The 26,637-nt window shown below is 45.2% G+C and carries 26 protein-coding genes and 5 pseudogenes; 25 read left to right on the top strand and 6 right to left on the bottom strand.

The genetic code is table 11. The features are described 5' to 3' along the window. The 18 genes and pseudogenes from ABCW45_RS16655 to ABCW45_RS16570 all read left to right on the top strand — a co-directional run. Positions 1 to 195: pseudogene (locus ABCW45_RS16655) on the top strand (hypothetical protein); the annotation flags it as partial. Beyond that, a complete protein-coding gene (locus tag ABCW45_RS16650) occupies positions 176 to 550 on the top strand; it encodes a TnpV protein (RefSeq protein WP_001129922.1) in 375 nt (124 codons plus the stop codon). The pseudogene ABCW45_RS16655 and the gene ABCW45_RS16650, both read left to right, overlap by 20 nt. A 366-nt stretch (positions 551 to 916) precedes the next feature. After that, positions 917 to 2,836 (top strand): tetracycline resistance ribosomal protection protein Tet(O), encoded by a 1,920-nt coding sequence (tet(O), locus tag ABCW45_RS16645; protein ID WP_000691758.1) that lies wholly within the window; start codon positions 917 to 919, stop codon positions 2,834 to 2,836. 51 nt (positions 2,837 to 2,887) lie between these two features. Further along, a pseudogene (locus ABCW45_RS16640) lies at positions 2,888 to 3,077 on the top strand (cysteine-rich KTR domain-containing protein). Between the two features lie 471 nt (positions 3,078 to 3,548). Further along, positions 3,549 to 4,061, top strand: coding sequence for a sigma-70 family RNA polymerase sigma factor (locus tag ABCW45_RS16635; RefSeq protein ID WP_000241709.1), 513 nt, complete (start codon positions 3,549 to 3,551; stop codon positions 4,059 to 4,061). A gap of 94 nt (positions 4,062 to 4,155) precedes the next feature. Beyond that, entirely contained in the window at positions 4,156 to 4,581 is a 426-nt protein-coding gene (locus ABCW45_RS16630) for an RNA polymerase sigma factor (protein WP_000323895.1), read from the top strand. Between the two features lie 83 nt (positions 4,582 to 4,664). Beyond that, entirely contained in the window at positions 4,665 to 4,835 is a 171-nt protein-coding gene (locus ABCW45_RS17970) for a hypothetical protein (protein WP_000331638.1), read from the top strand. Positions 4,836 to 5,293: 458 nt separating this feature from the next. Then, the gene (locus ABCW45_RS16620; RefSeq protein WP_001170964.1) at positions 5,294 to 6,319 is read left to right on the top strand and encodes an AAA family ATPase; all 1,026 of its coding nucleotides are present in this window, start codon (positions 5,294 to 5,296) and stop codon (positions 6,317 to 6,319) included. 524 nt (positions 6,320 to 6,843) lie between these two features. Continuing rightward, on the top strand, positions 6,844 to 7,809 hold the full coding sequence (gene mobV, locus ABCW45_RS16615; protein ID WP_001820668.1) for a MobV family relaxase: 966 nt from the start codon (positions 6,844 to 6,846) through the stop codon (positions 7,807 to 7,809). 8 nt (positions 7,810 to 7,817) lie between these two features. Further along, positions 7,818 to 8,672: a ParB/RepB/Spo0J family partition protein gene (locus ABCW45_RS16610; RefSeq protein ID WP_000743700.1), complete on the top strand. Its 855-nt coding sequence runs from the start codon at positions 7,818 to 7,820 to the stop codon at positions 8,670 to 8,672. Between the two features lie 45 nt (positions 8,673 to 8,717). Continuing rightward, the gene (locus ABCW45_RS16605) at positions 8,718 to 8,948 is read left to right on the top strand and encodes a YdbC family protein (protein WP_001206986.1); all 231 of its coding nucleotides are present in this window, start codon (positions 8,718 to 8,720) and stop codon (positions 8,946 to 8,948) included. Positions 8,949 to 9,019: 71 nt separating this feature from the next. Continuing rightward, the gene (locus ABCW45_RS16600; protein WP_001820669.1) at positions 9,020 to 9,211 is read left to right on the top strand and encodes a hypothetical protein; all 192 of its coding nucleotides are present in this window, start codon (positions 9,020 to 9,022) and stop codon (positions 9,209 to 9,211) included. Between the two features lie 54 nt (positions 9,212 to 9,265). Then, positions 9,266 to 11,122: a recombinase family protein gene (locus tag ABCW45_RS16595; RefSeq protein ID WP_001820670.1), complete on the top strand. Its 1,857-nt coding sequence runs from the start codon at positions 9,266 to 9,268 to the stop codon at positions 11,120 to 11,122. Continuing rightward, positions 11,115 to 12,107 (top strand): annotated as a pseudogene (locus ABCW45_RS16590) (SNF2-related protein); the annotation flags it as partial. The gene ABCW45_RS16595 and the pseudogene ABCW45_RS16590, both read left to right, overlap by 8 nt. A gap of 1 nt (position 12,108) precedes the next feature. Next, positions 12,109 to 12,915, top strand: a complete 807-nt coding sequence (locus ABCW45_RS16585) for a DUF3848 domain-containing protein (RefSeq protein ID WP_343221209.1) — start codon at positions 12,109 to 12,111, stop codon at positions 12,913 to 12,915. Then, positions 12,912 to 13,256, top strand: coding sequence for a plasmid mobilization protein (locus ABCW45_RS16580; RefSeq protein WP_425518628.1), 345 nt, complete (start codon positions 12,912 to 12,914; stop codon positions 13,254 to 13,256). Before ABCW45_RS16585 ends, ABCW45_RS16580 begins: the two co-directional genes overlap by 4 nt. Before the next feature lie 151 nt (positions 13,257 to 13,407). Continuing rightward, positions 13,408 to 13,710 (top strand): hypothetical protein, encoded by a 303-nt coding sequence (locus ABCW45_RS16575; protein ID WP_015529855.1) that lies wholly within the window; start codon positions 13,408 to 13,410, stop codon positions 13,708 to 13,710. Further along, positions 13,707 to 14,006 (top strand): CD1845 family protein, encoded by a 300-nt coding sequence (locus tag ABCW45_RS16570; RefSeq protein ID WP_118097216.1) that lies wholly within the window; start codon positions 13,707 to 13,709, stop codon positions 14,004 to 14,006. The genes ABCW45_RS16575 and ABCW45_RS16570 overlap by 4 nt, the downstream gene beginning before the upstream one ends. A gap of 73 nt (positions 14,007 to 14,079) precedes the next feature. Here the strand turns inward: ABCW45_RS16570 and ABCW45_RS16565 are convergent, their stop codons facing one another. Further along, complete coding sequence (locus ABCW45_RS16565) at positions 14,080 to 15,489, bottom strand: ATP-binding protein (protein WP_097772890.1); 1,410 nt, start codon at positions 15,487 to 15,489, stop codon at positions 14,080 to 14,082. Between the two features lie 121 nt (positions 15,490 to 15,610). Here ABCW45_RS16565 and ABCW45_RS16560 point away from each other — a divergent pair, with 121 nt between their 5' ends. Beyond that, the gene (locus ABCW45_RS16560) at positions 15,611 to 17,026 is read left to right on the top strand and encodes a relaxase/mobilization nuclease domain-containing protein (RefSeq protein ID WP_343221208.1); all 1,416 of its coding nucleotides are present in this window, start codon (positions 15,611 to 15,613) and stop codon (positions 17,024 to 17,026) included. A gap of 222 nt (positions 17,027 to 17,248) precedes the next feature. Here the strand turns inward: ABCW45_RS16560 and ABCW45_RS16555 are convergent, their stop codons facing one another. Next, a complete protein-coding gene (locus tag ABCW45_RS16555; RefSeq protein WP_118741317.1) occupies positions 17,249 to 17,605 on the bottom strand; it encodes a helix-turn-helix domain-containing protein in 357 nt (118 codons plus the stop codon). 259 nt (positions 17,606 to 17,864) lie between these two features. Here ABCW45_RS16555 and ABCW45_RS16550 point away from each other — a divergent pair, with 259 nt between their 5' ends. Continuing rightward, positions 17,865 to 18,719 (top strand): GNAT family N-acetyltransferase, encoded by an 855-nt coding sequence (locus ABCW45_RS16550; RefSeq protein WP_173700590.1) that lies wholly within the window; start codon positions 17,865 to 17,867, stop codon positions 18,717 to 18,719. Further along, complete coding sequence (locus tag ABCW45_RS16545; protein WP_343221207.1) at positions 18,712 to 19,923, top strand: MFS transporter; 1,212 nt, start codon at positions 18,712 to 18,714, stop codon at positions 19,921 to 19,923. The genes ABCW45_RS16550 and ABCW45_RS16545 overlap by 8 nt, the downstream gene beginning before the upstream one ends. Before the next feature lie 221 nt (positions 19,924 to 20,144). Here ABCW45_RS16545 and ABCW45_RS16540 read toward each other — a convergent pair whose 3' ends face one another. Then, positions 20,145 to 20,339 carry a hypothetical protein gene (locus ABCW45_RS16540; RefSeq protein ID WP_118741315.1) on the bottom strand — a complete coding sequence of 65 codons (195 nt, stop codon included), beginning with the start codon at positions 20,337 to 20,339 and terminating at the stop codon, positions 20,145 to 20,147. 36 nt (positions 20,340 to 20,375) lie between these two features. On the opposite strand from ABCW45_RS16540, the gene ABCW45_RS16535 reads away from it, so the two are divergent. Next, on the top strand, positions 20,376 to 20,789 hold the full coding sequence (locus tag ABCW45_RS16535) for a sigma-70 family RNA polymerase sigma factor (protein ID WP_025580923.1): 414 nt from the start codon (positions 20,376 to 20,378) through the stop codon (positions 20,787 to 20,789). Between the two features lie 82 nt (positions 20,790 to 20,871). On the opposite strand, the pseudogene ABCW45_RS16530 reads toward ABCW45_RS16535, so the two are convergent. Continuing rightward, positions 20,872 to 21,000: pseudogene (locus ABCW45_RS16530) on the bottom strand (ATP-binding cassette domain-containing protein); the annotation flags it as partial. A gap of 520 nt (positions 21,001 to 21,520) precedes the next feature. Here ABCW45_RS16530 and ABCW45_RS16520 point away from each other — a divergent pair. The 3 genes and pseudogenes from ABCW45_RS16520 to ABCW45_RS16510 form a co-directional block, all read left to right on the top strand. Further along, complete coding sequence (locus ABCW45_RS16520) at positions 21,521 to 23,050, top strand: ABC-F family ATP-binding cassette domain-containing protein (RefSeq protein ID WP_343221206.1); 1,530 nt, start codon at positions 21,521 to 21,523, stop codon at positions 23,048 to 23,050. 475 nt (positions 23,051 to 23,525) lie between these two features. Beyond that, a complete protein-coding gene (locus ABCW45_RS16515; RefSeq protein WP_343221205.1) occupies positions 23,526 to 23,939 on the top strand; it encodes a sigma-70 family RNA polymerase sigma factor in 414 nt (137 codons plus the stop codon). Positions 23,940 to 24,436: 497 nt separating this feature from the next. Further along, a pseudogene (locus ABCW45_RS16510) lies at positions 24,437 to 24,745 on the top strand (type II toxin-antitoxin system PemK/MazF family toxin); the annotation flags it as partial. A 44-nt stretch (positions 24,746 to 24,789) separates the two neighbouring features. Here the strand turns inward: ABCW45_RS16510 and ABCW45_RS16505 are convergent. Then, positions 24,790 to 25,590: a transposase gene (locus tag ABCW45_RS16505; protein ID WP_343221204.1), complete on the bottom strand. Its 801-nt coding sequence runs from the start codon at positions 25,588 to 25,590 to the stop codon at positions 24,790 to 24,792. Then, a complete protein-coding gene (locus tag ABCW45_RS16500) occupies positions 25,571 to 26,431 on the bottom strand; it encodes a transposase (protein ID WP_117484760.1) in 861 nt (286 codons plus the stop codon). The genes ABCW45_RS16505 and ABCW45_RS16500 overlap by 20 nt, the downstream gene beginning before the upstream one ends. Between the last annotated feature and the right edge of the window lie 206 nt (positions 26,432 to 26,637).

Below are 26,637 nucleotides of genomic sequence, written 5' to 3'. Positions count from 1 at the left end.
GTCCGTACCGGTCAGGTTCGTGTCCTTTTGGGCAGCACCGCCAAGATGGGCGCAGGCACCAATGTGCAGGACCGTCTGGTGGCACTTCATGATCTGGATTGTCCGTGGAGACCCGGAGATGTAGGACGGATTTTGCGGACATTCAAAATAAAAAAGAATGTGGAGGTAACAGACAATGGCAAAATCATTATTTGAGGAACTGGGCGGCAAATACGAAAGGCAAGGGGATTATTTGATACCGTGCTTAACTGTACCCGCCGAAGAAGAACAGGCAATAGGCATCTGGGGGCAACGGCATTTAGATTATCTAAAACAGTACCGTAAAGTTACATACACCAATCTTCTTACAAGCGGCAGGCTAAACGCCTACCTTGCCGACATCAACAGACAGGCACAGGAACGCTTTGAAAGGCTCATAGAGGGTATGAAACAGGCACAGGGCATAACGGAACAGCTAAAGGCAGAAAACGCCTTAGAATGGACAGGATGCCTCAATAACATAAGGGCTTGTGCGAGGGAGATTGTGGAAAAGGAAATTATTTTTGCATAAACAGATGATTAGTGGCAGGGGGAAATCCTGCCGCTTTTTCTGCTTTAGTTTGTCAGCTTGACAAATAAAGGGTTAAGGAATATAATTAGATTCAGTATTATACAAGGAGTTAATAAATATGCGGCAAGGTATTCTTAAATAAACTGTCAATTTGATAGTGGGAACAAAAAGTAGCAGTCCCGTTTCACTTTTAATATGGGGCTTAGTTTTTTGTACCCAGTTTAAGAATACTTTTATCATGTAATTTTATATGCCCGAAAACATATAAGTGTTTTGGGGCTATTGGAGTTATTTACCCAGTGATAGGAGTATTTATCACTGGGTATTTTTATGCCCTTTTTTGGGTGTTGATAGGAGGAAAATCACATGAAAATAATTAACTTAGGCATTCTGGCTCACGTTGACGCAGGAAAGACAACATTAACGGAAAGTTTATTGTATACCAGTGGTGCAATTGCAGAACTAGGGAGCGTAGATGAAGGCACAACAAGGACAGATACAATGAATTTGGAGCGTCAAAGGGGAATCACTATCCAGACAGCAGTGACATCTTTTCAGTGGGAGGATGTAAAAGTCAACATTATAGATACGCCAGGCCATATGGATTTTTTGGCGGAAGTATACCGTTCTTTATCCGTATTAGACGGAGCAGTATTATTAGTTTCTGCAAAGGATGGCATACAGGCACAGACCCGTATACTGTTTCATGCACTACAGATAATGAAGATTCCGACAATTTTTTTCATCAATAAAATTGACCAAGAGGGGATTGATTTGCCAATGGTATATCGGGAAATGAAAGCAAAGCTTTCTTCGGAAATTATAGTGAAGCAAAAGGTTGGGCAGCATCCCCATATAAATGTAACGGACAATGACGATATGGAACAGTGGGATGCGGTAATTATGGGAAACGATGAACTATTAGAGAAATATATGTCAGGGAAACCGTTTAAAATGTCAGAACTGGAACAGGAAGAAAACAGGAGATTCCAAAACGGAACGTTATTTCCCGTTTATCACGGAAGCGCTAAAAACAATCTGGGGATTCGGCAGCTTATAGAAGTAATTGCCAGTAAATTTTATTCATCAACGCCTGAAGGTCAATCTGAACTATGCGGGCAGGTTTTTAAGATTGAATATTCAGAGAAAAGGCGGCGTTTTGTTTATGTGCGTATATATAGCGGAACATTGCATTTGAGGGATGTTATTAGAATATCTGAAAAAGAGAAAATAAAAATCACAGAGATGTGTGTTCCGACAAACGGTGAATTATATTCATCCGATACAGCCTGCTCTGGTGATATTGTAATTTTACCAAATGATGTTTTGCAGCTAAACAGTATTTTGGGGAACGAAATACTGTTGCCGCAGAGAAAATTTATTGAAAATCCTCTCCCTATGCTCCAAACAACGATTGCAGTAAAGAAATCTGAACAGCGGGAAATATTGCTTGGGGCACTTACAGAAATTTCAGATGGCGACCCTCTTTTAAAATATTATGTGGATACTACAACGCATGAGATTATACTTTCTTTTTTGGGGAATGTGCAGATGGAAGTCATTTGTGCCATCCTTGAGGAAAAATATCATGTGGAGGCAGAAATAAAAGAGCCTACTGTTATATATATGGAAAGACCGCTTAGAAAAGCAGAATATACCATCCACATAGAAGTCCCGCCAAATCCTTTCTGGGCTTCTGTCGGGTTGTCCATAGAGCCGCTCCCTATTGGAAGCGGAGTGCAGTATGAAAGCAGAGTTTCACTTGGATATTTAAATCAATCGTTCCAAAATGCGGTTATGGAGGGGGTTCTTTATGGCTGCGAGCAGGGGCTGTATGGATGGAAAGTGACAGACTGTAAAATCTGTTTTGAATATGGATTGTATTATAGTCCTGTAAGTACCCCCGCAGACTTTCGGCTGCTTTCCCCTATCGTATTGGAGCAGGCTTTAAAAAAAGCAGGGACAGAACTATTAGAGCCATATCTCCACTTTGAAATTTATGCACCGCAGGAATATCTCTCACGGGCGTATCATGATGCTCCAAGGTATTGTGCAGATATTGTAAGTACTCAGATAAAGAATGACGAGGTCATTCTGAAAGGAGAAATCCCTGCTAGATGTATTCAAGAATACAGGAACGATTTAACTTATTTCACAAATGGGCAGGGAGTCTGCTTGACAGAGTTAAAAGGATACCAGCCAGCTATTGGTAAATTTATTTGCCAACCCCGCCGCCCGAATAGCCGTATAGATAAGGTTCGGCATATGTTCCACAAGTTAGCTTAACAGCTTGCAAAAGTCATATAAAATGAGATTTGAAAGGATTAGAGACTAATTATGATGAAATGCGAATGGATATTGTGTCCTGTTTGTGGGAGCAAAACCCGTAATAAAATTAGGAAGGACACTGTTTTGGAGAATTATCCCCTTTATTGTCCAAAATGCAGACAAGAAAGATTGATTAAAGTTGACAACTTGAAGATAACTGTCATCAAAGAGCCAGACGCTTAAGACGCAGAGCCGATGAAATTGTGGAACAATTCACGAATCATCGGCTCTTTTTGTTTCGTATTTGAAAGAACAAACTCACCAAATAAAAAAAACGATATTCGGGTGGGTTATTTTGTTATACCCTAAATTACCCTCTGAATTTGTTTTTAAATTTGGAGGGATTTTTTTATGTCCTTTTTTCGGGCAGTTATCTATCTGCTCATACGAAGCAAAATTTATCAATACATAGCATATCAGAGAACGGCAGGAAACCAGTTAAAAAAATTTCTGCCAGTGCAACGGTACTTCTCACCTTGAAAGTAGAAGTACAATCTCCATACAATAGAATTACTATTTCCTATAACCGTAAAGGTCACAGAGCCTTTGCGGTTTTTCTTTTGTCGATTTTTGTTGGAAAGTGCCGTAGGGCTGTTTCTGATATGCGGTGTCGTTCTCCGCCTCTCCATCTGGATTTTTTACATTTCAAAAATTCAGATGGGAGGTATTTATGGTGAAATATGCACCAAGAAAGGTATATATCAGAGAAAGTGGCGGCTATGTGGAATTATCCTACACGGAGTTCTGCCGTTGCAGGGAATCCGACCAGACCTATATGGACAAGCTGTTTATCCCCATTCAAGGCTGTCTGCTTGAAGTCGTGAGGGAGCAATACACAGACTTCTACCGTGACAAGGAACGGTGGCGTTATCTGCAAAAATTAGATACAAAGAATAGACTGCTATCTCTCGACGGATTTACGGACAGCGAGGGGAATCCTCTGGACTTTATCACTGATGAAGCGGTGGACATTGCAGAAACCGTTGTCAATGCGGTCATGGTGGACAGGCTGAAAGCCGCCCTGCCTTTGCTGTCGGATAGTGAACAGGAGCTGATACAGGCAATCTTTTTTGACGGACTTTCCGAGCGTGAAGTCGGGGCGAGGTTGGGCATAACCCAGAGCGTTGTAAACAAACGCAAAGCCAGAATCCTAATAAAACTAAGAAAGATAATAGAAAATTAAAATTTAAGGCGTTCAGCCCCCTTGTTTTTTCCTTTGGGAAGATGAGGGGGCTTTTCTCTGCCCTCTCAATCAATTCTGATTGGAGGAAGTAAGAATGGCATACAACCACGGACGGGAGGACAGGAAATGGCGTATCTGGAAAGAAGCGGAGGAAAAGCTGCTGCGTGAGTGCGGCGTTGATGAAGCGACCATTGAGCAGATACGCATGGCGGACAGGGCAGACTTCAATTCCAACAGGCGGTTTTACCGATGGACGAATGACGTTGCGGAATATCTTGAGGACATGGCAGGCAGGGAGCGGCAGGCGGAAGTGGGTACGGTTGCGGAGTTACTGGAAGAGATTGAGAGCGAAAATCTCTATCAAGTATTAGTCACGGTGGACGGGCGTACCTTGAAAATCGTCCTGCTGAAAATGCAGGGGTATTCCACAAAGGAGATTGCCCCGCTTGTGCATTTGACGACTGGTGCCATCTATGCGAGGTTAGACCATCTGCGGAAGAAGCTGCGGAAAATTTTATAGCTTCTAAAACAGCCTGCCATCCTGCGGGCTACTGGGTGAGGGATGGAAATCCCCTCACTCATTTTTTGCAGGAGGACAACAGGATGGCATACAGGGTTAAGGCATACACGCTTCGGGAGGAATCCACGGAAAGCGGCACAAGGTATTTTATCAGCTTTAAGGACGGGCAGGGCAAATCCCACGAGTTGGAAGTGTCGGAACAGTTCTTTATGGAGTTTCGGCAGATGGAGCGCAGGAACAGGAATCTTTTCTAATGGGACGAGCGGCACAGGGAGTTTAACGAGGTATGGGACGAAACCCTTTACAGACGGGCGTTGCGTGTGCCTAAGAGCCTTGATGAACGCATGGTTGAGGAAGAACGGAATGAAACGCTCTATAAGGCGGTTGGGAGCCTTCCAGAGATACAAAGGCGGCGTTTCCTGCTCTACTACGAGTATGAGTTCAATTTTTACCAAATCGCCGCTATGGAGCATTGCACCGCTTCGGCAATACAGAAATCTGTTGCGATTGCAAAGGAGAAAGTAAAGGCGGAAATTGAAGAAATATCTCCAACCGTGACCGACACCGCCCGAAAAAGAAATCTGTTTTTTATTTGTGTGGGATTGGCGGCATTACATACTCTCACTTTTTTCCGTGGGAGTAAATCTATTTTTAAGGAGGTCAACGCCTATGTGCAACGAAAACAAAGACACCGCCCGAAAGGAGGAAAGCCATGCAGAAGTTACAGACAGTCAACGCCGAAACGCTCCTTTATGAACCGCTTGAGAAACCATCCTTTGTGGTGGACAGCCTTATCCCGACAGGCTTATCGCTGTTCTGCGGCTCACAGAAGATAGGCAAAAGCTGGCTCATGCTGAAGCTATGCTTATGCGTGTCGCAGGGAATCCCTTTATGGGATATGCCGACAATGGAGGGCGATGTGCTTTACCTCTGCCTTGAGGACACGTTCTGCCGCATACAGGACAGGTTATTTCGTTTGACGGACGAAGCAAGCGGGCGGCTCCACTTTGCCGTGGCAAGCTGCAAGCTGTCAGACGGTCTTATCGTGCAGCTTGAAGATTATCTGAAAGATTACCCAGACAGCAGGCTCATTGTCATTGATACCTTGCAGAAAGTCCGTACAGCTTCAAAAGACAATGCCTATGCAAGCGACTATGGGGACATCTCCCTCATCAAAGACTTTGCCGACAGGCACTCTCTGGCGGTCATTGTCGTACACCACATCCGAAAGCAGAATGACAGCGACGTGTTCAACAAGGTGTCTGGGACGACAGGATTAACGGGGAGTGCGGACGCTACCTTTGTTCTGGAAAAGGAGAAACGTGCGTCTGACACCGCCAAGCTGTATGTGACGGGCAGGGACACGCCTTATCAGGAATACACGCTGCGTTTCCGTGATTGCCGTTGGGAGCTTGTGGAGCGGAAAACGCAGGAGCAGCTTGCGAAAGAAACGATACCAGATGTCCTTTTTCGGTTGGTGGATTTTATGAGGGATAAGGAAGAATGGATAGGCACGGCAACGGAACTGTTAGCCGCTATGGGGGAAACGGAAACCATACCCACGGTGATTACGAAATGGCTGAATGAATACCGCACCACATTTTTAAGCGAGAACCGTATCTGCTACCAGTACAGCCGCAGGAAAGACGGCAGGCGGATTGCCCTTGCAAGGAGGGCGGGTGACAGCGGTGATGGTGGTGACAGCGATATTAGGATACCCCCCTGTTACTGTCATTGACGCTTAAAGCCATGTAAAGCTGGCGGCTCTGCCCTGCGGGTGACAGCAGTGACGGTGGTGACAGTGATTTTAGGATACCCTGCCGCTGTCATCCCTACGGGAGAACACCCCGTAAACGCAAAATGCAGGCGTGAGATTTACTCGCCCTTTTCGGTCGTGTAAAACCACCCCTGCGGTCAGAAAAATCATTCCGATTTTTCCGACTGCGTTTACAGGGTGTAACACACTACACTTTGCCCTGCAAAGTCGTGTGCCAGACGTTCCCTCTGGACTCCCTTAAGGCAGGGCTGTGCCCTGCTATCCTACGCCTTACGGCTTCGGATAAAAGAATGGCGGCATGACGGTGACGGCTCTTGCGAGGGGGGTATCCCAAAAACACCGTCATCATCGACATGACCGTCATGCAGGGGGTGAGGGTGACAGTTGCGGCAGTCGGCAGGGGGTATCCCAAAACTGCTGTCACCACCGTCACCGCTGTCACCCCAAAGGACGGTCACCCGCCGAAAGAAAGGAGGAATCCGCCTATGCCTTATGCAATCCTGCGTTTCCAGAAACGAAAAGCGGGCGGCGTTGCGGCTTGTGAACGCCACAACGAGCGGAAGAAAGAAGCCTACAAAAGCAACCCAGATATAGATATGGAACGCTCTAAAAACAATTACCATCTCATAGCACCACCAAAGTACACCTACAAGAAAGAGATTAACCGCATGGTAGCCGAAGCGGGGTGCAGGACAAGGAAAGACAGCGTGATGATGGTGGAAACGCTCATCACAGCTTCACCAGAATTTATGAACCAGTTACCGCCCGAAGAACAAAAAGCGTATTTCCAGACGGCTCTTGACTTCATTTCGGAGCGTGTTGGAAAGCAGAATATCCTCTCCGCTGTCGTCCATATGGACGAGAGAACGCCCCATATGCACCTCTGCTTTGTGCCGATTACGCCAGACAATAAGCTGTCAGCGAAAGCTATCTTAGGCAACCAGAAATCATTATCCGAGTGGCAGACCGCCTACCATGAGCGGATGTCCTCACGGTGGAATCAGCTTGAACGGGGGCAGTCCTCAATGGAAACCAAGCGGAAACACGTCCCCACATGGCTCTATAAATTAGGCGGCAGGCTTGATAAACAGTATGAAGAAATCGTGTCTGCCCTATCCGACATCAACGCCTTTAACGCAGGGAAGAAAAGGGATAAAGCGTTAGATTTACTCTCTGCATGGCTGCCAGACGTGGAGAAATTCTCTAAGGAAATCGGGAAACAGCAGGCGTATATCGACAGTTTGAAAGAGAGAATTGGGCAGGAATCAGACTATGCGGGGCGTATGCGTGATGAAAAGTACGAGCAGGAACTAAAGGTGCAGAAAGCGAATCAGAAGATATTTGAATTGCAGAGAACCAACGAGCAGATGGGGCGGCTGCTGTCAAAAATACCGCCCGAAGTGTTGGAAGAATTGCAGAAAAATCATAGAAGCAGAGCGAAAGAAAGGTAGATATGTGAATGAAGAAACAGGATTTTAAGGTGTTAAAGACCAAAGACTTGTACCCGTTCCCCGACAATCCGTTTCATGTGGCAGAAGATGAAACACTGTCAGAGTTAGCGGAAAGCATCAAGGAATTTGGCATTGTCACGCCGATAATCACACGCCCGAAAGAGGACGGGGACGGTTATGAAGTGATTGCAGGACAGCGGCGTGTCCGTGCTTCTGAACTTGCAGGGATAAATACCGTGCCTGCGTTTGTCCTGCCCTTAGACCGTGACCGAGCCATCATCACCCTTGTAGACAGCAATTTGCAGCGTGAGAATATCCTGCCATCGGAGCGGGCGTTTGCTTACAAGATGAAATCCGAAGCCATGAAGCGGCAGGGTTTCCGCACAGACTTAACCTCGTCACAAGTTGTGACGAAGTTGCGGACGGACGACAAGGTGGCACAGGGCTTCGGCGTGGGCAGGATGACCGTGCAGCGTTTTATCCGCCTGACGGAACTGATACCGCCGATTTTGCAGATGGTGGACGAGGGGAAAATCGCCCTCACGCCTGCGGTGGAACTGTCCTTCTTGAAGAAAGACGAGCAGGAAAACCTCTTTGCCACGATGGAGAGCGAAGAAGCAACGCCCTCACTCTCACAGGCACAGCGGATGAAACAGTTAAGCCAGAGCGGGCGGCTTGACATGGATACGATATTTGCGATTATGACGGAGGAAAAGGGCAACCAGAAAGAAACCTTGAAAATCAACACAAGCAAGCTGAAAAAATACTTTCCGAAGAACACAACGCCGAAGCAGATGGAGGAAACCATCATCAAACTTTTGGAGCGTGAGTTGCAGAGGAAACGCAACCGTGACAGCCGCTAATCTTCTTTTTTCGGGAAGTAAATACAGAGAGTTGAGGTATGGAGAATGAGAGAAATCCAGTATGAAATCGTAAAGGAAATCGCAGTATTGTCTACGGGCGACAGTGGCTACACAAAGGAAATCAATCTCATTTCATGGAATGGGAAAGAGCCGAAGTATGACATCCGCAGCTTTTCCCCGAACCGTGAAAAGTGCGGCAAGGGAATCACGCTGAACGCTGATGAAGCGGCGGCACTCCTTAAAGCATTACAGAAAGAATTAAACAGCGAGGATTAATGGTATCTGATTGGCAGGGCGGGGACATTTCCAAACTCTTCCCTGCCCTGTCTGGAAAGGAAGATTTAAGTATGGGCGAGGATAAGAAAGCAGATAAAAAGAGAAAGCGTATCGTGCCAAAAGCACCAGTGCAGATGATAATCAGCCGTGAATATGTCGGCACACAGACCGTTACAGAAGCGTTTGTCCCGATTATCTCCGAGGATATTCGGAAGAAGATTGCCGAGGGCGACACCTTCGACAATGAGGGGCTGTCCGCTTAGAATGTACGCAATGGGACATGAAAACAGATAGGACAGATACGGAGGTTTTACAGTATGGCAGGAATCAAAGAAGAAAAGAAAATCTATTTAGTCGGCATTTATTGCCGCTTATCTAAAGACGATGGTACGGATAACGAGAGTGCGAGCATTGCGACACAGAAATCCATCCTCACGGATTATGTGAAAAAGCAGGGATGGCACATAGCAAAAACGTATGTGGACGATGGTTATTCTGGTACAAATTTCCAAAGACCAAGTTTCCAGAATATGATAAAAGACATTGAAAGCGGTCTGATAAACTGCGTGATTACGAAAGATTTATCCCGTCTGGGGAGAAACTATCTTGATTGTGGGTTATATCTGGAAGTTTTCTTCCCAGAGCATAACGTGAGGTATATAGCGGTCAATGACGGCGTAGATACCTTGAATAAATCTGCTATGGACATCACGCCTTTCCGCAACATTTTAAACGAAATGTATGCCGCTGACATATCTGTTAAGATAAAATCGGCATATCGGGCGAGGTTTCAACAGGGGAAATTCATGGGAACTACCGCCCCTTATGGCTATATCAAAGACCCTGCCGACCACAACCATCTGCTGATAGATGATAAAGTGGCACATGTTGTAAAAGAGATATTCGACCTTGCATTAAAAGGGAATGGAGTTGCCAAAATTTGCAGACATCTTAATAAACAGCATATCCTACGCCCTGCCGCTTATGCGGCGGAGCGTGGCGAAACAGGCTTTGAACGTCATTTTGAGGGGAACGAGGACAAACGCTATATTTGGAGTGGGAACAGCGTGAGGAGCATTTTAAGAAGCCCGATATATGCGGGAAATCTTGTAGGCTACAAACGGATTGCCGCCAATATGAAAAGCAAGAAACGCCCCTCTAAGCTGCCCGAAGAATGGGAAGTGATACCCAATACCCATGAGGGAATAGTCACGCAGGAGGAATTTGATATTGTCCAACAGCTTATTACAAGTCGTAGGCTTCCACAGAACAAGGGAGGATTTGTAAATATTTTTGCAGGCGTTATCAAGTGTGTGGACTGCGGATGTGCTCTGCGGGCAATGAACGTACACAGGAGGAAACGCCCAGAGATTATCGACTGTGTACAGTATTCATGTAATAATTATGCAAGAAACGGAAGAAGCGAGTGTAGTGCCCACAATATAGAAGCAAGGGATTTATTCAATGCCGTTCTTGCCGACATCAACTGTTTTGCGGATATGGCAGTGAATGATGAAAAGGCGGTCAGGGCCATAGAAAAGCGGCTCACGGAAACAGACCAGAGCAGGGCGAAAGCATTAGAGAAAGAACGTAAGAAGCTGAACAAACGCCTTGCGGAACTGGACAGGCTGTTTTCCTCTCTCTACGAGGATAAGGTCATGGAGCGTATTACCGAGCGGAATTTTGAGATGATGTCGGGGAAATACCAGAAAGAGCAGCTTGAAATTGAAGCAAGGCTGAAAGAGGTGACGGAAACTCTTAATGAAAGCTACGAGAAATCACGGGGAATCCGTGACTTCCTCGCCCTTATCCGAAATTATCAAGGCTTAAAAGAACTGGATGCAACAGTTATAAACGCACTCATAGACAAGATACTTGTTTCGGAGCGTGAGAAGATGGCAGACGGAACAGTGAAGCAGGAAATCAAGATTTACTATAAATTCATCGGCTTTGTCGATGAATTACATATCATACCTACAAAACGGTGGGCAGCAATGCCCGCTAAAAATTGTACGGTGTGCGGCGTTGAATATGTCCCGGGCTCTGGTGCATCAAGGTATTGTCCTGCTTGTGCCAAGAAGATACGGAGGGAGAAATCAAACGAGAGCAAACGCAGGAGCAGAGAACAGAAAAGGATAGCATGTATGAACTGTCCGCAAAAAATGACCGACTGACCTTGCCCAGAGAAAGGGGCGTATCGAGCGTCAGGGCAACCAGAACCCCCTTGTTCATGTGTACCGCTATGTGACCGAGGGAACCTTTGACGCATACCTCTGGCAGACAGTGGAGAACAAGCAGAAATTCATCAGTCAGATCATGACTTCTAAATCGCCGGTGCGTTCCTGCGATGATGTGGATGAAACAGCCCTCAGTTTTGCCGAGATCAAGGCTCTGTGTGCCGGAGATCCCCGCATCAAGGAGCGTATGGATTTGGATGTGGAGGTATCCCGCCTGAAGCTGATGAAAGCCGACCACCAGAGCAAGCAATATCGTCTGGAGGACCAGCTGCTCAAATACTTCCCGGAGGAGATTGAAAAGCACAAAGGTTTTATCAAGGGCTTTGAATCCGATCTGGAGGTCTTGACAGCTCACCCGCACCCGGAGGACGGTTTTGCTGGTATGGAGATTCGTGGAGACCTGCTGACCGATAAGGAGAACGCCGGTGCAGCCCTTTTGGATGCCTGCAAGGAGGTCAAAACCTCCGATCCGGTGCAGATCGGCAGCTACCGGGGTTATGCCATGTCCGTGGAATTTTCCGCTTGGAAACAGGAGCATACGCTCCTGCTGAAAGGACAGATGACCCACCGGGCAACCCTTGGTACAGACCCTCGCGGAAATCTTACCCGTATCGACAATGCCCTCGCCCAGATGCCCCAGCGTCTGGAGGCGGCAAAGGCCCAGCTGGATAACCTCTATCAGCAGCAGGCTGCCGCAAAGGAGGAAGTCGGAAAGCCATTCCTTTATGAAGAAGAACTGAGAAGCAAAAACGCCCGTCTGGTGGAGCTGGATACCCTGCTCAACATCGACGGAAAGGGGCAGGCACACACCGAGTCTGTTGTTGCCAAAAGCACACGGCCTTCGGTGCTGGATAACCTAAAACGCCCGGTGCAACCCCGCAGTACAGACAAGAAACCAAAACAGCATGAGGAGGTGCGATAACATGAATACTAACGATCTGAATACAGCTCTTTATGAAAAGATGGCTGCCGAACAGGACAAGTTCCGGGACTGGCTGAAAAGCCAGCCCCCGGAAGAAGTCTTAAACCATGTCTATGAGTACACCATCCGCGAGGACATCGTGATGGCAATGGAGGAACTGGAGTTGACCGACACCCAGGCTCAGGCACTTTTGGAATCTCCCTCTCCATTGACGGATGTGTACCGCTATTTTGAAAAGCTGGAGACCGGCTATATGGGTGTGATCCGGGACAGCATTGAAAGCCGTGCCGACGATGTGTGCAGAGCCAAAGAGGAACTGCGAACAGCACCGGTCTATCCATATTCTGCTGCCTATGCGTCCGAGCATGGGGAAATGGCACAGTACAACCTCTCATATCAGGCGAACAGCGCCTGCAAAGAAGCCATTGAGCAGACCATCAGCGCCCACTATGCAGAGAATCGGCTGGATACGGAGGCTGCGGTCAAAGATGTGCTGGAAAAGTTCGGGGCGGAACGGGTACAGTTCATTCTTGCCAACACCATCCAGCACAAGAACCATGACGGGCGTATCTCTCAGGACAATAAAGCATGGGCAAAAAGCATTCCTACGCTGGAGGACAGCGGCGCTTCCCGCCACTGTGCCTATCTGGTGGTAGATCAGGTCAATCCCGGTTTGACCGACCTGTTCACCAGACAGTTCCGAAAAGTCGCTCAAGAACAGCAGAAAAGCTCTGTCCTGCAAAAGCTCAAGCAGGAACCGCCTGCCCGCAAGCCTGCCACCCCGAAAAAACGGGAGCCGGAGCGATAACCATGGCAAAGCGCAAGCGGGATGTGCCGGTTTTGTTTTGGGTGTCCGCAGAAGAACTGGAACTGATCCATCAAAAGATGCAGCAATACGGGACAGAGAATTTGAGCGCTTATCTGCGGAAAATGGCGCTGGATGGTTATGTGGTCAAGCTGGAACTGCCAGAGCTGAAGGAGCTGGTCTCCCTGATGCGCCGAAGCAGCAACAACTTGAACCAGCTGACCCGCAAAGTGCATGAGACCGGGCGGGTTTATAATGCTGACTTGGAGGATATATCCCAGCGGCAGGAACAACTGTGGGAGGGTGTGAAGGAAATCCTTACCCAACTCTCCAAACTTTCATAACAGGGGTAGATACTCCATTTGCGGAGGGAGGAACGGCGTTTCTTCGCCGCACCTTCCTCCGCTTTTTCTTTTTGTCTGTATCCTTGTCTTTTGCCTGTCCGTACCGGATAATATGAGTAGAATAAGAAGCGTAGCAAAGGAGTGAAAACAGATGCTGACCTTTGAAAAGGTGCTGGAGATTTTTGCGGATTACCTAACCGCAGACGAGACCATAGAAGTTTATATCAGCCGCCATGGATGTGTAAGAGTTGAATTTGACCAAGATTTTCACTATTGCTCTGGCGAGGTGTGCCATACTCCCAAGGAACTGTTCGATCTCTTAGCTGATGATTACAGGACTTATCTGGAGATTGAACTGACCAAAGGAAAACGGGAAGTGACGGAAGATGATGAGAGAGAAGCGGATGCCCTATGCAAACAGTATCTGGAGCGTTGGAAGGAGGAACAGAAATGAAGATTTTGAAATGTCTGCTGATGATCGTAACTGCACCGGTCATTTTGGTGTTGACGCTTTTTGTCTGGCTCTGCACGGGGCTGATCTACATATCCGGTCTGGTGCTTGGTCTACTAAGCACGGTAATTGCTCTGCTTGGCGTGGCTGTGCTGATTACCTATTCCTCGCAGAATGGTGTGATTTTGCTGGTTATGGCATTTTTGATTAGCCCGATGGGGCTGCCGCTGGCTGCGATCTGGCTGCTGAGCAAGGTGCAGAGTTTGAAATTTGCGATCCAGGATTGGGTGTATGGGTAAATGATGTGAATATAATTTGGAATGAAAAGAAGCAGGACAATGGGAGATGAGACCCACTGCCCTGCTTCTCTGTTTATTCGGAACGAACTGTAATATATTTTTGATGTTTACTTTTCGGTTTATCGGGAAGTGTCATTTTGAGTGTTCCATTGTTCAATAGCGGACGCAGATATTTTTGTGTAAAGTTTTTTGTGTTTTTGTATCCACAGTGTTCTGCGATTTCTAATTTTGAATGTGGTTCTATGCAAAATGCAAGGATTTTATCATGGGTTGCATCATGGGTTGCGTCATAGGTCTTATCATGGGTCGTTTCTATGATAGAAGGACCATGATGGTAATTTACATTTTTCAAGATGACTCTGAAATCTGTCGCTGTTGAGGAAAATTCGGGCTTATATGCCTCTGTGTATCCAGGCAGCTTTTCAGTTTCACTGACGATTTTGCGCAGACCACTTCCACGGCGTTCCATGTACTTCATGCGGTGGAACAGGTCAGCGATCACAGGGTTTCGTCGCATCGAACGAATACTGTAAATATCGTATTCCTGAATTGAGCCGCCGCCAAACATACCGCCCGGAGATGTGATTTCCACCCGATCATCAAACATATCAATGTGGACTTCGCTGCCAAGCACAATATAATCACGATGGATGAGAGCGTTGACAAGAGCCTCTGTTACAGCTCGTTCAGCATAATCCGGCTTGTCTACCCGATACTGAGCTTCTTTGACAAAACGGACTTTGGAATTATTGCGAATAAATTCACTGCCGCTTTTCAGTAAATAAATCAAATTCCCCTCGTATTCCTTATCGTCCAGCGCATCATCAAAGATAGAGCCTTTTTCCAAGCCATTCCACCGGGTACAGAACATACGGGAGTTATAAACTGTGTGCTGATCGGTCATGAGCTTTCCGGCATTGGTCAAGAACCCATTTTTGTCAGCCAAACCGAAGGAGACATAATCGGATGGCTCGAAGCGGAGGCCGGTTCGTTCCAGATAGGTTGCCTCCAGGAGTGTGAAGCTGTAATCCTTTTTCACAGCTTCTGTTGTTAAGGTGTCAAAGGACTGATTGGTTCCCTTTAAGATCAGTTCATTCACAATGTAATCCGGTGCAATTACGCTTTCATTTCCAACACGGATGTATGCCTCCATCACGCCGTCTGCCTTGTAATAGTATGGGGTGCTGCGGCCAGGAGAAACCTCCAGAGCCAACAGGTTTTTACCATCTTCCTGCAATGGCTTTAAGATAAACTGCGGTAATGGTGTGATACGTTCTTTGATTAAGCGGCTGATCGCTTCAGCATCCTTTTGAACATCGGACAAGCCGATAGGCTCCCGGTCATCAGAGACTCCGAAAAACAGAGTGCCGCCGATCCCATTGGAAAAGGCACTGACACTTTTTAACCAGCTTTTTGGCTTTTTTGTTTCGAGAGCAACTTTGAAATCACATTCCGTTGCTTCGGCAATGAGCTGTTCTATCATAAAATCCCTCCCTTGAGGTTGTAGAATGTTCTTTTTTATTATACCCAGCGGAGAAAGCTATTGCAACGATAGAAGCAAAGAGTTCAGCGAAAAAATATTTATGAGAGGAGGGCCTTCTATTATGGCAACTACAAGAATCATGCCGCTTCATGTTGGCAAGGGTCGCACAGAAAGTCGGGCAATCAGTGACATCATCGACTATGTAGCAAATCCACAGAAAACAGATAACGGCAAGCTCATTACCGGCTATGCGTGTGACAGCCGGACTGCGGATGCGGAGTTCCTTCTGGCAAAGCGGCAGTACATTGCCGCTACTGGACGAGTGCGTGGCGCAGATGATGTGATTGCCTATCATGTGCGCCAGTCCTTCCGCCCTGGTGAGATTACCCCGGAAGAAGCAAACCGGCTGGGCGTAGAATTTGCAAAGCGTTTTACTAAAGGCAATCATGCCTTTGTGGTCTGCACTCATATAGACAAAGCCCACGTTCATAATCACATTATCTGGTCATCGGTCAGCTTAGAATATGACCGGAAGTTCCGCAATTTTTGGGGCAGCACCAAGGCGGTTCGTCGGCTAAGTGACACCATCTGTATTGAGAATGGACTGTCCATTGTAGAGAATACGAAACTTCACGGAAAGAGCTATAACAAATGGCTGGGCGATCAGGCAAAGCCCTCTCACCGAGAGCTGCTGCGAGTAATGATTGACCGTGCGCTGGAGCAGAATCCAGCGGACTTTGATGCGCTGCTGAAACTGCTTTCCGAAATGGGCTGCGAGGTATTCCGGCGCGGGAAAGTGATCCGGCTCAAAGCACCCGGCTGGAAGAATGTAGCCCGCATGGATGACAAGCTGGGGGCCGGGTACAGTGAAGCGGAAATTCGTGCGGTGCTGGCCGGAGAAAAACAGCATACGCCCCGTAAAAAAAACGTCGTGCAGCCGGAGCCGCCGAAGGTCAATCTACTGGTGGACATTCAGGCAAAATTGCAGGCCGGAAAGGGTGCTGGCTATGCTCGATGGGCCAAAGTTTTCAATCTGAAGCAAATGGCGCAGACCATGAATTACCTGTCAGAGCATAACCTGCTGGAGTATGCGGTTTTGGAAGAAAAGGCTACGGCTGCCACGGCACATCACAATGAACTTTCGGCGCAGATCAAAGCGGCTGAAAAGCGCATGGCAGAGATCGCTGTTCTGCGTACTCACATCGTAAATTATGCCAAGACCCGTGAGGTCTATGTGGCATACCGCAAGGCGGGTTACTCTAAGAAATTCCGGGGGGAATATGAGGAAGAAATTCTGCTCCACCAGGCTGCTAAGAATGCCTTTGATGAGATGGGAGTCAAGAAGCTTCCCAAGGTCAAAGAGTTGCAGACGGAGTACGCGAAATTGCTGGAAGAAAAGAAAAAGACCTATGCCGAGTACCGGCGTTCCCGTGAGGAAATGCGGGAGCTTTTAACGGCAAAGGCAAATGTAGATCGAGTGCTGAAAATGGAGGTAGAACAGGATGTTGAAAAAGAAAAAGACCACGGCCAGCGGTAAGCTGGTTCTGGTCAAAAGCGTTCACAGAACGCGCAGCCACAGAATGAAATTCTGTGTTCAAAGGGGCTTGGGGGCGCTGCCCTCAACAAGCAAGCAGAGAGGAAAATCACAAAGGGATTTTCTTCTCTGCGGGCCTGTGTGTATTAACACAGGCATTGCTTGCCTCTTTTCTCCGAAAATGAAAAGAACCAGTGAGAGAATCGTTAAATTTCACTCACTGGCTCAATTCGTTTCAAATTTCTCGGACAACTCTGTCAGTTCTTTCACCGTTTCCTGGGTGTGATGCAACAGGGTGTCACGCATTTCTGGCGGACAGCTGGAATAAAGCATTTTCATCTGATTGACACCCTCATCCTCCAGAGAAACATCTGGATTTATAAGTGTATCTAAAGAGATGTGCAGGACCTTTGCCAATGCTCTTAAAATCAAATAGGAAGGATTCATTTTTCCCTTTTCGATATTGGCGATTTGCTTTACAGAAACATGGCTCAGATCAGATAGCTCCTGTTGTGTTAGCTCTTTATTCTTTCGGGCTTCTCGCATTTTTAGCCCTAAAGCAGTTAAATCATCAATCGGCATAATCATTCACCTCAAGTATATTCTATCGTGCCGATTTGCACAAAGGAATAACCTTATTATGCCGGCTGATAGGAATGATTATACTGATTTTTGGTAGAACGAGAGCCAAAGACTATTTTTAATATTTGTTTTTCAAGTATAATTACAGTATAATAAATGACCCATCTGAATTTAGAGAGGATTTTCAAAATTCGCAATAATTATTAAAACAATCTTTTTTGATTTTGTTATTATGCTTGATGGAAAGGAGGGAACATAAATGGGCAATCAATCAGTCATCAGCATAGAGGCAGTCATTGACTATATCGAAAGTCATCTTGACGGAAAGCTGGAATTAGAAACGGTTGCGGAGGCTGTTCACTATTCAAAATATCACTTACACCGACTATTTACCGAAACCGTAGGAATGACAATTCATGATTATGTGCAACGCCGCCAGCTTACAGAGGCGGCAAAGCTTCTGGTCTTTTCGGATAAACCTATTATCGAAATTGCTTTTATCTGCGGATACGAGAGCCAGCAATCGTTTTCATTAGCTTTTAAGGCTATGTATAAATCGCCGCCTGCGGAGTATCGTGAAGAACGGAGCTTTTATCCTTTGCAGTTGCGGTTCATTTTACATCGAAGAACGACGGCTATGGAATTTACAATACAGGATATTCGGTTAGCAGAAAAGAAAGATATTGCCGATTGGATGAACTTAATGCGGCTTGTTATTGATGGGTATCCTGTAATGGATGAAGATGACTACTTAGCTAAGCTGGAAGAAAGTATTGACGAAAAGCGTGCGCTTGTGCTAAGGGAGGGAGATATTCTCATTGGAGCGATGGCATTTACCTATTCTCCAGGCAGTATAGAATTTCTTGGCGTACATCCGCAATATCGAAATCGCGGACTTCAAAAGTTATTCTTGGATGCCTTATTGGAAACATATCTTCCAGGGCAGGAAATCAGCACAACAACCTTTCGAGAACAGGACAAGGCCGATACAGGGCATCGAGATATGCTATTGCAACTTGGTTTTGCCGAAAAAGAATTGCTGACAGAGTTTGGCTATCCCACGCAGCGCTTTGTGCTCCCTCCTAAAAAACAGGAGGATATACAACATGGATGACACGCAACGCACCGGCTGGCAGAAAAGAATACTCCTTTTCTTAACCAGTCAATGTATCACACTCTTTGGCTCTACGCTTGTTCAAATGGCACTCGTTTGGTATGCAACCATGCAAACATCCAGCGGCGTGTGGGTGGCTGCATTTACAGTCTGTTCCTATCTGCCGCAATTTCTCATTTCATTTATAGGCGGCGTATGGGCAGACCGATACCACAGGAAAAAATTGATTATAGGCGCAGATCTGCTGATTGCATTTGTCACTTTCGTAATGGTATTGGCAATTCCGCATATTTCATCGGAGCCTGCTTTGCTCGGCGGTTTGCTTGTTATGTCGGTCATACGATCCTTGGGGGCAGGAATACAAACTCCAGCAGTCAATGCCGTTATCCCACAGCTTGTCCCGAAAGATCAGCTTATGCGGTACAACGGCATCAATGCAACAATGCAGTCTATTGTTAATTTTGCGGCTCCAGCGGCGGCAGGTGCAGTTTTTGCAATCAGCACATTGAGAATGACGCTTATGATAGACATTGTAACGGCGATCTTGGGAACGGGCCTATTGTCCTGCTTGGCACTTCCGAAACAAAATATTTCCATTGAAAAGGCCAGCGTCTTTTCTGACATGAAAATTGGCGTCAAATACGCTTTTGCAGACAAACTAATTGGAAAGCTTTTAATCATCTACGGACTATTCACTTTCTTTTGTGTTCCAGCAGGCTATCTTGCAGGACTTCTTGTTCGGCGAGTATTCGGTGATACTTACTGGTATCTTACCGCAGTGGAAGTAGTAGGGTTCGCAGGTATGATGGCAGGCGGAGTTATTATGAGTACATGGGGAGGTTTTAAGCACCGAGGAAAAACTTTGGCAGTTGGACTTTTTGCGTTTGGCTCTTTTGCAATCGGAATGGGCTTTTCAAAGAATTTTATTTTTTACCTTGGCCTAATGGTATGTTATGGAGTCGCATTAACAATGGTGCAAACAGCAATTACCACTATGTTACAAGAAAAAACGGACACCTCTATGCAGGGGCGTGTATTTGGATTACTTGGCACGATGTATGCTGGCTTTTTACCGATTGGTATGGCTATGTTTGGCCCTTTGGCTGATATTCTTCCCTTGCAGTGGATTATGGTTGGATCAGGTATAGCCCTTATTGTAATTGCAGGTATAGCTTATTATAGTCGGGAACTCAAAACAATCTAAAAGAAAAAAGTCGCCCAACGGGAATAAAAAAAACCGTTGTTTCGGCGGCTGGATATTTATGCGCCAAAACAAAATACAGTGGCCTTACGGCGGTTTTGAAATAACATATTTCAGAGCCGCCGTTTCTTTTTCGACGATGCTCATGCGATCAGGAGGGCGGTATATAGGAGGATACCGCCATGTCAATTTTCGTCATTCATAGCACTCATGAGCTGCACCAATTAAAAAAAGTCTTGCTCCTCCTCCGGGGAGATATGACTACTTATCGGCATTATCATTCCTACTAAAGCAGAAGAATCATAGTCATTTTTGTTGCGCCAGTTTCCCATTGCGGGGAGCTGGCGCTTTTTATTGTCGATTTTTCGGGAAAGATCCCGAAGTATGTCGTTGTCGATCCCCTCCTCCTTTCGATTCACTCGTCAATCGCCCGTGAATCGAAATGGAGGTACATAATGAAGAAAGTCAATCTTAAGGACTTATATCCCGATGTTTACAAAAACGATCACTTTGTAGAAGTAACCGAAGATGTGCTGGAGACGATCCGAGCTGCCGAGCGTGCAGAAGCTGCCTATGACCGGAGGATGTATCGCTATAAAGCGCATTACTCCTTGGACTGTGACAATGGCATTGAAAATGCGATTCTGACGAAGCCCCAGACACCGGAAATGCTTCTGGAGGAAAAGCAGCTGCGGGAGAAGCTTTATGCCGCAGTGATGGCTTTGCCGGAGAAGCAGGCCAAGCGGATCTATGCCCGATACTATCTGGGAATGACGGTAAATGAAATTGCCGAAGTAGAAGGTGTAGATCCAAGCCGTATCCGTGACAGTATCCGGCGTGGTCTGAAGCAGCTGGCAAAGTATTTTTAGGGTAGAATAACAGAGGGCGCAAGGTCTCAAAGTGCTTCTGCATAAGACCTTGCGCCCTACCTATTGTAGTAGCCTTAGAGGTGTATTTTGTAAAGCTATCTTTGAGTGAAGAAACATGATCTTTATCAAGAAAATTTGTCGGCTCATCTAATAGCAATACATCTGGTTTTTCAAGCAGTAGCTTTGCCAAAATCACTTTTCCTCTCTGGCCTGTTTCAAAGCGAGCCCGAGCCCATGAAAGTCAAACCTTCTTTCATCTTGGTTCATTCTCATATCACCCTATATCATTGTACATTTCGAGTTGGATTATGAGAATGTAATATGATTTGATATTACATGATATATTATTTCATAAAATTGACAAAGAAGAATGTTTGTGCTATTCTATATAAAAATATATCTCCAAAGGGGAGCAAGATATGAACTTTCATTTAACAGATCAGCGTAAAAAGAAAATCAGCTCTGTACAATCCATTCCGATGAAACATTGTGCAGAGTATAGCGTATAAAAAGCGCATTTAGATTTCATCGGGAAGCCAAGGGAGTAGTGTACCCGTTTTAGGGTGTTGGCTTTCCGTGCAATTATAATGTGTACGAGGCTATGGGCAATGTTTTGTCCATAGCCTTTTGTTTTTGCGTTACTATGTCAAAGGCAGAAGGCAGATACCGTTGTGTATCTTTGCTTTCTGCCTTTTTCTTTTTTCAGAATACATAAGAAAGGGTTTTTGAAAATGAGTTTATTAGAAATTACAGGATTAACACATTCTTTTGGTGAAAACTTGCTTTACAAAAATGCAGGATTCACACTGAATAAAGGGGAACATATCGGGATTGTGGGACAAAACGGAACCGGCAAAAGTACCCTGATTAAAATTTGTACAGAGCAGATCATACCTGATAGCGGACGGGTTATCTGGCAGCCAAATATTACGATTGGCTACTTGGATCAGTATGCAGAAATCGACTATACGCTTACTATGAAAGAGTTTTTGAAATCAGCCTTTGCAAAGCTGTTTGAAATAGAAACACAAGTTATGCAGCTATATGAAAAGGCCGCCGATGGAGATATGAAAAATCTGGAACTTGCTGCCTACTATCAAGAGCAGCTTGAAACACATGGCTTCTATTCCATTGATACTGCGATCGAGCGCGTTGCAAATGGGCTGGGGCTGCTTGCGATTGGTCTTGACCGCCCTATCATTGAAATGAGTGGCGGCCAGCGAGCAAAAGTGATTTTGGCAAAGCTACTGCTTGAAAAACCAGATGTATTGCTATTAGATGAGCCGACAAATTTTCTTGATAAAGATCATGTTGCATGGCTGGCGGAATACCTATCCTCTTTGGAAAATGCTTTTTTAGTTGTTTCCCATGATTTTGACTTTTTGGATAAAATCGCAAATCGTATCTGCGATATAGATAATGACACAATAACAAAGTATTATGGCACTTATTCTGAATTTCTGCGAAAAAAGACACTGTTGCGGGAAGATTACATTCGTCAATACTCAGCGCAACAAAAGGAGATCAAAAAAACAGAGGAGTTTATTAGGAAAAATATTGCTGGACGAAAAGCAAAAATGGCGAGAGGGCGACAAAAACAGCTTGATCGAATGAACAAAATGGAGGCTTTGGAACAGAAGGAGATTATTCCTCATTTTCATTTTCCTGTTTTACCGCTGACAAATACGGAGCATCTGCTGGTCAAACATCTGGCAGTTGGTTATCACTATCCAGTTCTATCAGATATTGATTTTAGCATAAAAGGCGGACAAAAAGTTGTTATCACTGGCTTTAATGGAATTGGGAAATCTACTTTGCTCAAGACATTAATTGGACAAATCCCGTCCATGCAAGGTCATTTCAAATTTTCCGATCAAGTTACCCTTGGATATTTTGAGCAGGACTTAATATGGGACGAACCTGAACAGACACCAATTCAAATTGTTTCCAATGTTCATCCTGATATGGTCATAAAAGATGTTCGCAAACATTTAGCCCGGTGTGGAATTTCCAGTAAGCACGCAATGCAAGCGATTGGAACATTAAGTGGAGGTGAGCAGGCGAAAGTAAAAATGTGTTTGCTAACACTGATTCCCTGCAATTTTCTAATTATGGACGAACCCACAAATCATCTGGATGTTCAGGCAAAGGAAGCATTGAAATCAGCTCTTATGGATTTTGCGGGTACTGTATTGCTCGTATCACATGAAGAAGCATTTTATCGTGAGTGGGCACAGAGAGTTATTAGTGTCGAGAAATAGAAAATAGAATTAAGTATAGTATATGTGCCTACCCCCGACGGGGAAAGAAAAAAACCGTTGCCGGGTAGGTTGGTTATGTGCGCTTATTCCACATGTTCTGCGGCGGTTTTGAGAAATCAAGACCGCCGCTTCATTGCGTTTAAGACACAAAAATGATTCTATACATTGAAATCTGGTACGGCGGTAACAGGAGGATGCCGCCATGTCCATTTTACTTTTTCGTAGTTCTAATATCCTGCACCAGCTAAAAAAAGTATAGTTCCTCCTTCGGGTAAGTTTTGCATTGCATCGGCATTATCGTTCTGTGTAATTAAGTACAATCGTGGCTGTTCTTGGTGCGCCAGTTTTCCATTACGGAAATCTGGCGTTTTTTGTTGCCTTTTTTTCGGAGATGATCCGGTTGTCTGCCGGTGTCGGTCCCCGCCTCCATTTGATTCACCCGTCAATCACCCGTGAATCGAAATGGAGGTACATAATGAAGAAAATTAACCTTCGGGAACTTTATCCTGATGTTTATCCAACAGACTTTTTTATAGATGTGACAGAGGAAGTAATGGAAACTATTCGAGCAGCTGAACGTGCGGAGGCTGCGTATGAGCGAAAGATGTATCGCTACAAGGCCCAGTATTCTCTGGATTGCGAGAATGGCATTGAAAATGCAGTGCTGTTGAAGCCGCAAACGCCGGAAATGCTTCTGAAGGAAAAACAGCTTCAGGAGCAGGTCTATGCCGCTGTGATGAGGCTGCCGGAGAAACAGGCAAAGAGGATTTATGCCCGATACTATCTGGGAATGACGGTAAATGAAATTGCCGAAGTAGAAGGTGTAGACCCAAGCCGTGTCCGCGACAGTATCCGACGTGGCTTAAAACAGCTTGGGAAATATTTTTGATAAAATTTCATTTGATGCGCCTGTTTTTTGCCTTTTTTGTCAGTGTTAATAAGAAGGACAAGTTTTCCTCCTTCATTCGTACATTGACAATCGAATAGACAGCACAACAGGTACATAACCCATGCACGAGCGAATGTGAAACGCCGCGAAGATGGAGCAGTCAGGGAGGTGATGAAAGAACTGCTTCGGAGCGATCTACGATTTCATAAAACGGATTGTGGCAGATTCGGCGCGATGATTGCATGGGGGCTTAAAGATACTTCCTCACGGCCCGCCAAAGACTTGGGGGGAACCCTGCGGCACACGATACGAACGATGCTGCGGAGTTATGACAGCCGCGCCAGCGGAGACCTGTTGTGTTCCCATCGTCAGGGGGCGTGGCAAATATGACGAGTAATCCGAACAGAGTAACAGTAGCCGCACCAGGTTTTTATCCGAAGATTTCTTTCAGACTGGTGCGGCTATTTAAGTATTAAGATATTAAGGAGGCGAGAGTGATGTTTGAAAAATTCCATCGAGGTGACATATATTCGGCTGATTTAAGCCCTGGTATCGGCTCTGAACAAAGTGGCTCTCGTCCTGTACTCATTCTTCAAAATAATGTGGGAAATTGTTTCAGTCCTACGATTATTATTGCAGCAATTACCAGTGTAAGCAAAAAAAGCAGAAAGTTCCCCACGCATTACCACTTAAATGACAGATGCGGTTTGGTGAAACCATCTGTTGTTATGCTGGAACAGATCAGAACAATCGACAAGTCGAGGTTAAAAAACTATATTGGCCATCTAAACAAGGATGACATGGAAAATGAATATTCCGTTGCGGCGAGGTTCTTCCGCAATCACCCGTTTTATCCATTTGACAATATAAGCTTTGCGGCCAATAGCTCCTTACCACAACGACCATACATGGTACGTTTTATCATTTTCAATTTGCTGTTTGTACCCTCAACAAAACCATTCGATAAGGGGCTGGCTACAGCATTTTCTACGGCAGATAAATCTTTCTCCAGCCCGGAGGCAAAACGGGAAAGCTCCTTAAGATCGCTGTTTTTATATTTTTCAATAAACAGATATAAGCAAGGCATGCTTTTTCGTTGAAAAATTTCCCGAAATTCCCGAATACATGACATCAAAGTTCTAAGTTGCGGATAAGTCTCCACTAGATATGATTTATGGCTATCAGTTATCTCTTGATTCATCCAAAGAAAACGAAAAATACCATTTCTTGACAGGTGATCATATTTCTGAAGCTTTTTCTTTTTCTGAATTGCATCGGATGAGGAACTTTTATATACCGCAATATCAATATGAAAACGTTCGATGATCTTATTCATGTACTCATAAGCAGCTGTATGACCTCCCTTGTAACCTTTTGGGATGAGACTTCGTAAAACATCTTTTCTACTCACACCAGATGATAGTTCTTTGATGATATAATCATAAAATTGATCCATTCCGCTATAAAAGTGTTTGCAGCATAAAGAATCATAGTTACCTTCAAGATATTTCGCTACTGTATTCCTACTACAATGAAGCATTTTAGATATTTCACATTTGCTGTACCCTGCTTCTGAGTATTCGTGGATCGCATTGTATAACTGTACACTTTTTTCATTGTAATCTAAAAGGTTATCCACATTGCAATGCATTTTTTTTACAAGTCTCTTCGAGCTCAGCGGTCATTTCCTTTTTTCCATAATTTATAGGAATCCGGACATCTACAGGAATAACAGAATTAACTGTGTTCCTAATAGCTTCCAAAAGGTTTTGATGCAGATGGAATCTATCCGCTATCTGCATAGCATCCGGCAAAATTTCCTGGATGGCAGATGAATAGGCATTTGCCCTGTCTCGTGTAACTGTTTTAATATGCTGATTATTCTTAAGCCATTCCTTGAGACTCATCCCATCACGCCCGTCAAGAATCGCAACAGATCTATGGGTAGCCTGATCTACAATGATCGTTCCATATGTATGTCGCTTTTTAAATGCAAAATCATCAACACCAATGACACTTCCACATTCTGAGACAGGCTGCAGACGATAACGTTTGGTTAAAAGGCGGATGACGCTGTCTCCACTGATTTGAAGATTCATTGCTCGACAGATACGGGCACATCCTTCGCAACTGGCTTCCATGGCCAGCATGCAGATGAAATCAGCACATCGTTCTGTCATGCGTCCATAATAACTGAGAAACCCGTCAAAATCTTCAACAAATGTAACTTTTGAACAGGATTCATTATTACAAACATACTCATGAGCTGTTATATGAAGTCGTGCAGTTTTTCCAAGAATCGGTAAATCTTGAACCTTGCGTAAATATGTCCCATGATAAATTTGGGTTTCCTGACCACACTCTGGACATTTGGAAGAATGTGTTTTGGATCGCATTTTAATATGAATAGAATTGTCATCATGGTTAACAGAAGTAGTTGACAGCAACTCATCAGGGAAAAACATATCCAACTTTAACGAATCATTCTTCATTATCATATACCGCCTTTATTTGATACCAATATTTTATCACAGAAATAATTTCATTGGAAGCAAAAAACGGGTGATTGCGGAAGAACCTGCGGCGAAGCCGTCTGTCCGGAAAAATGGAAACCACCTGTCCGGATAGGCGGAAACCGATTTAGGTTATTGCTATGTGCGGCGAAGCCGCCTGTATGTTATTGTGCCTGAGATGGATC

The organism is Pilosibacter fragilis (assembly GCF_032490495.1).
Lineage (GTDB): Bacteria > Bacillota > Clostridia > Lachnospirales > Lachnospiraceae > Pilosibacter > Pilosibacter fragilis.
The sequence above is the reverse complement of the archived record's forward strand: the minus strand, read 5'-3'. Positions and strand labels throughout refer to the sequence as shown.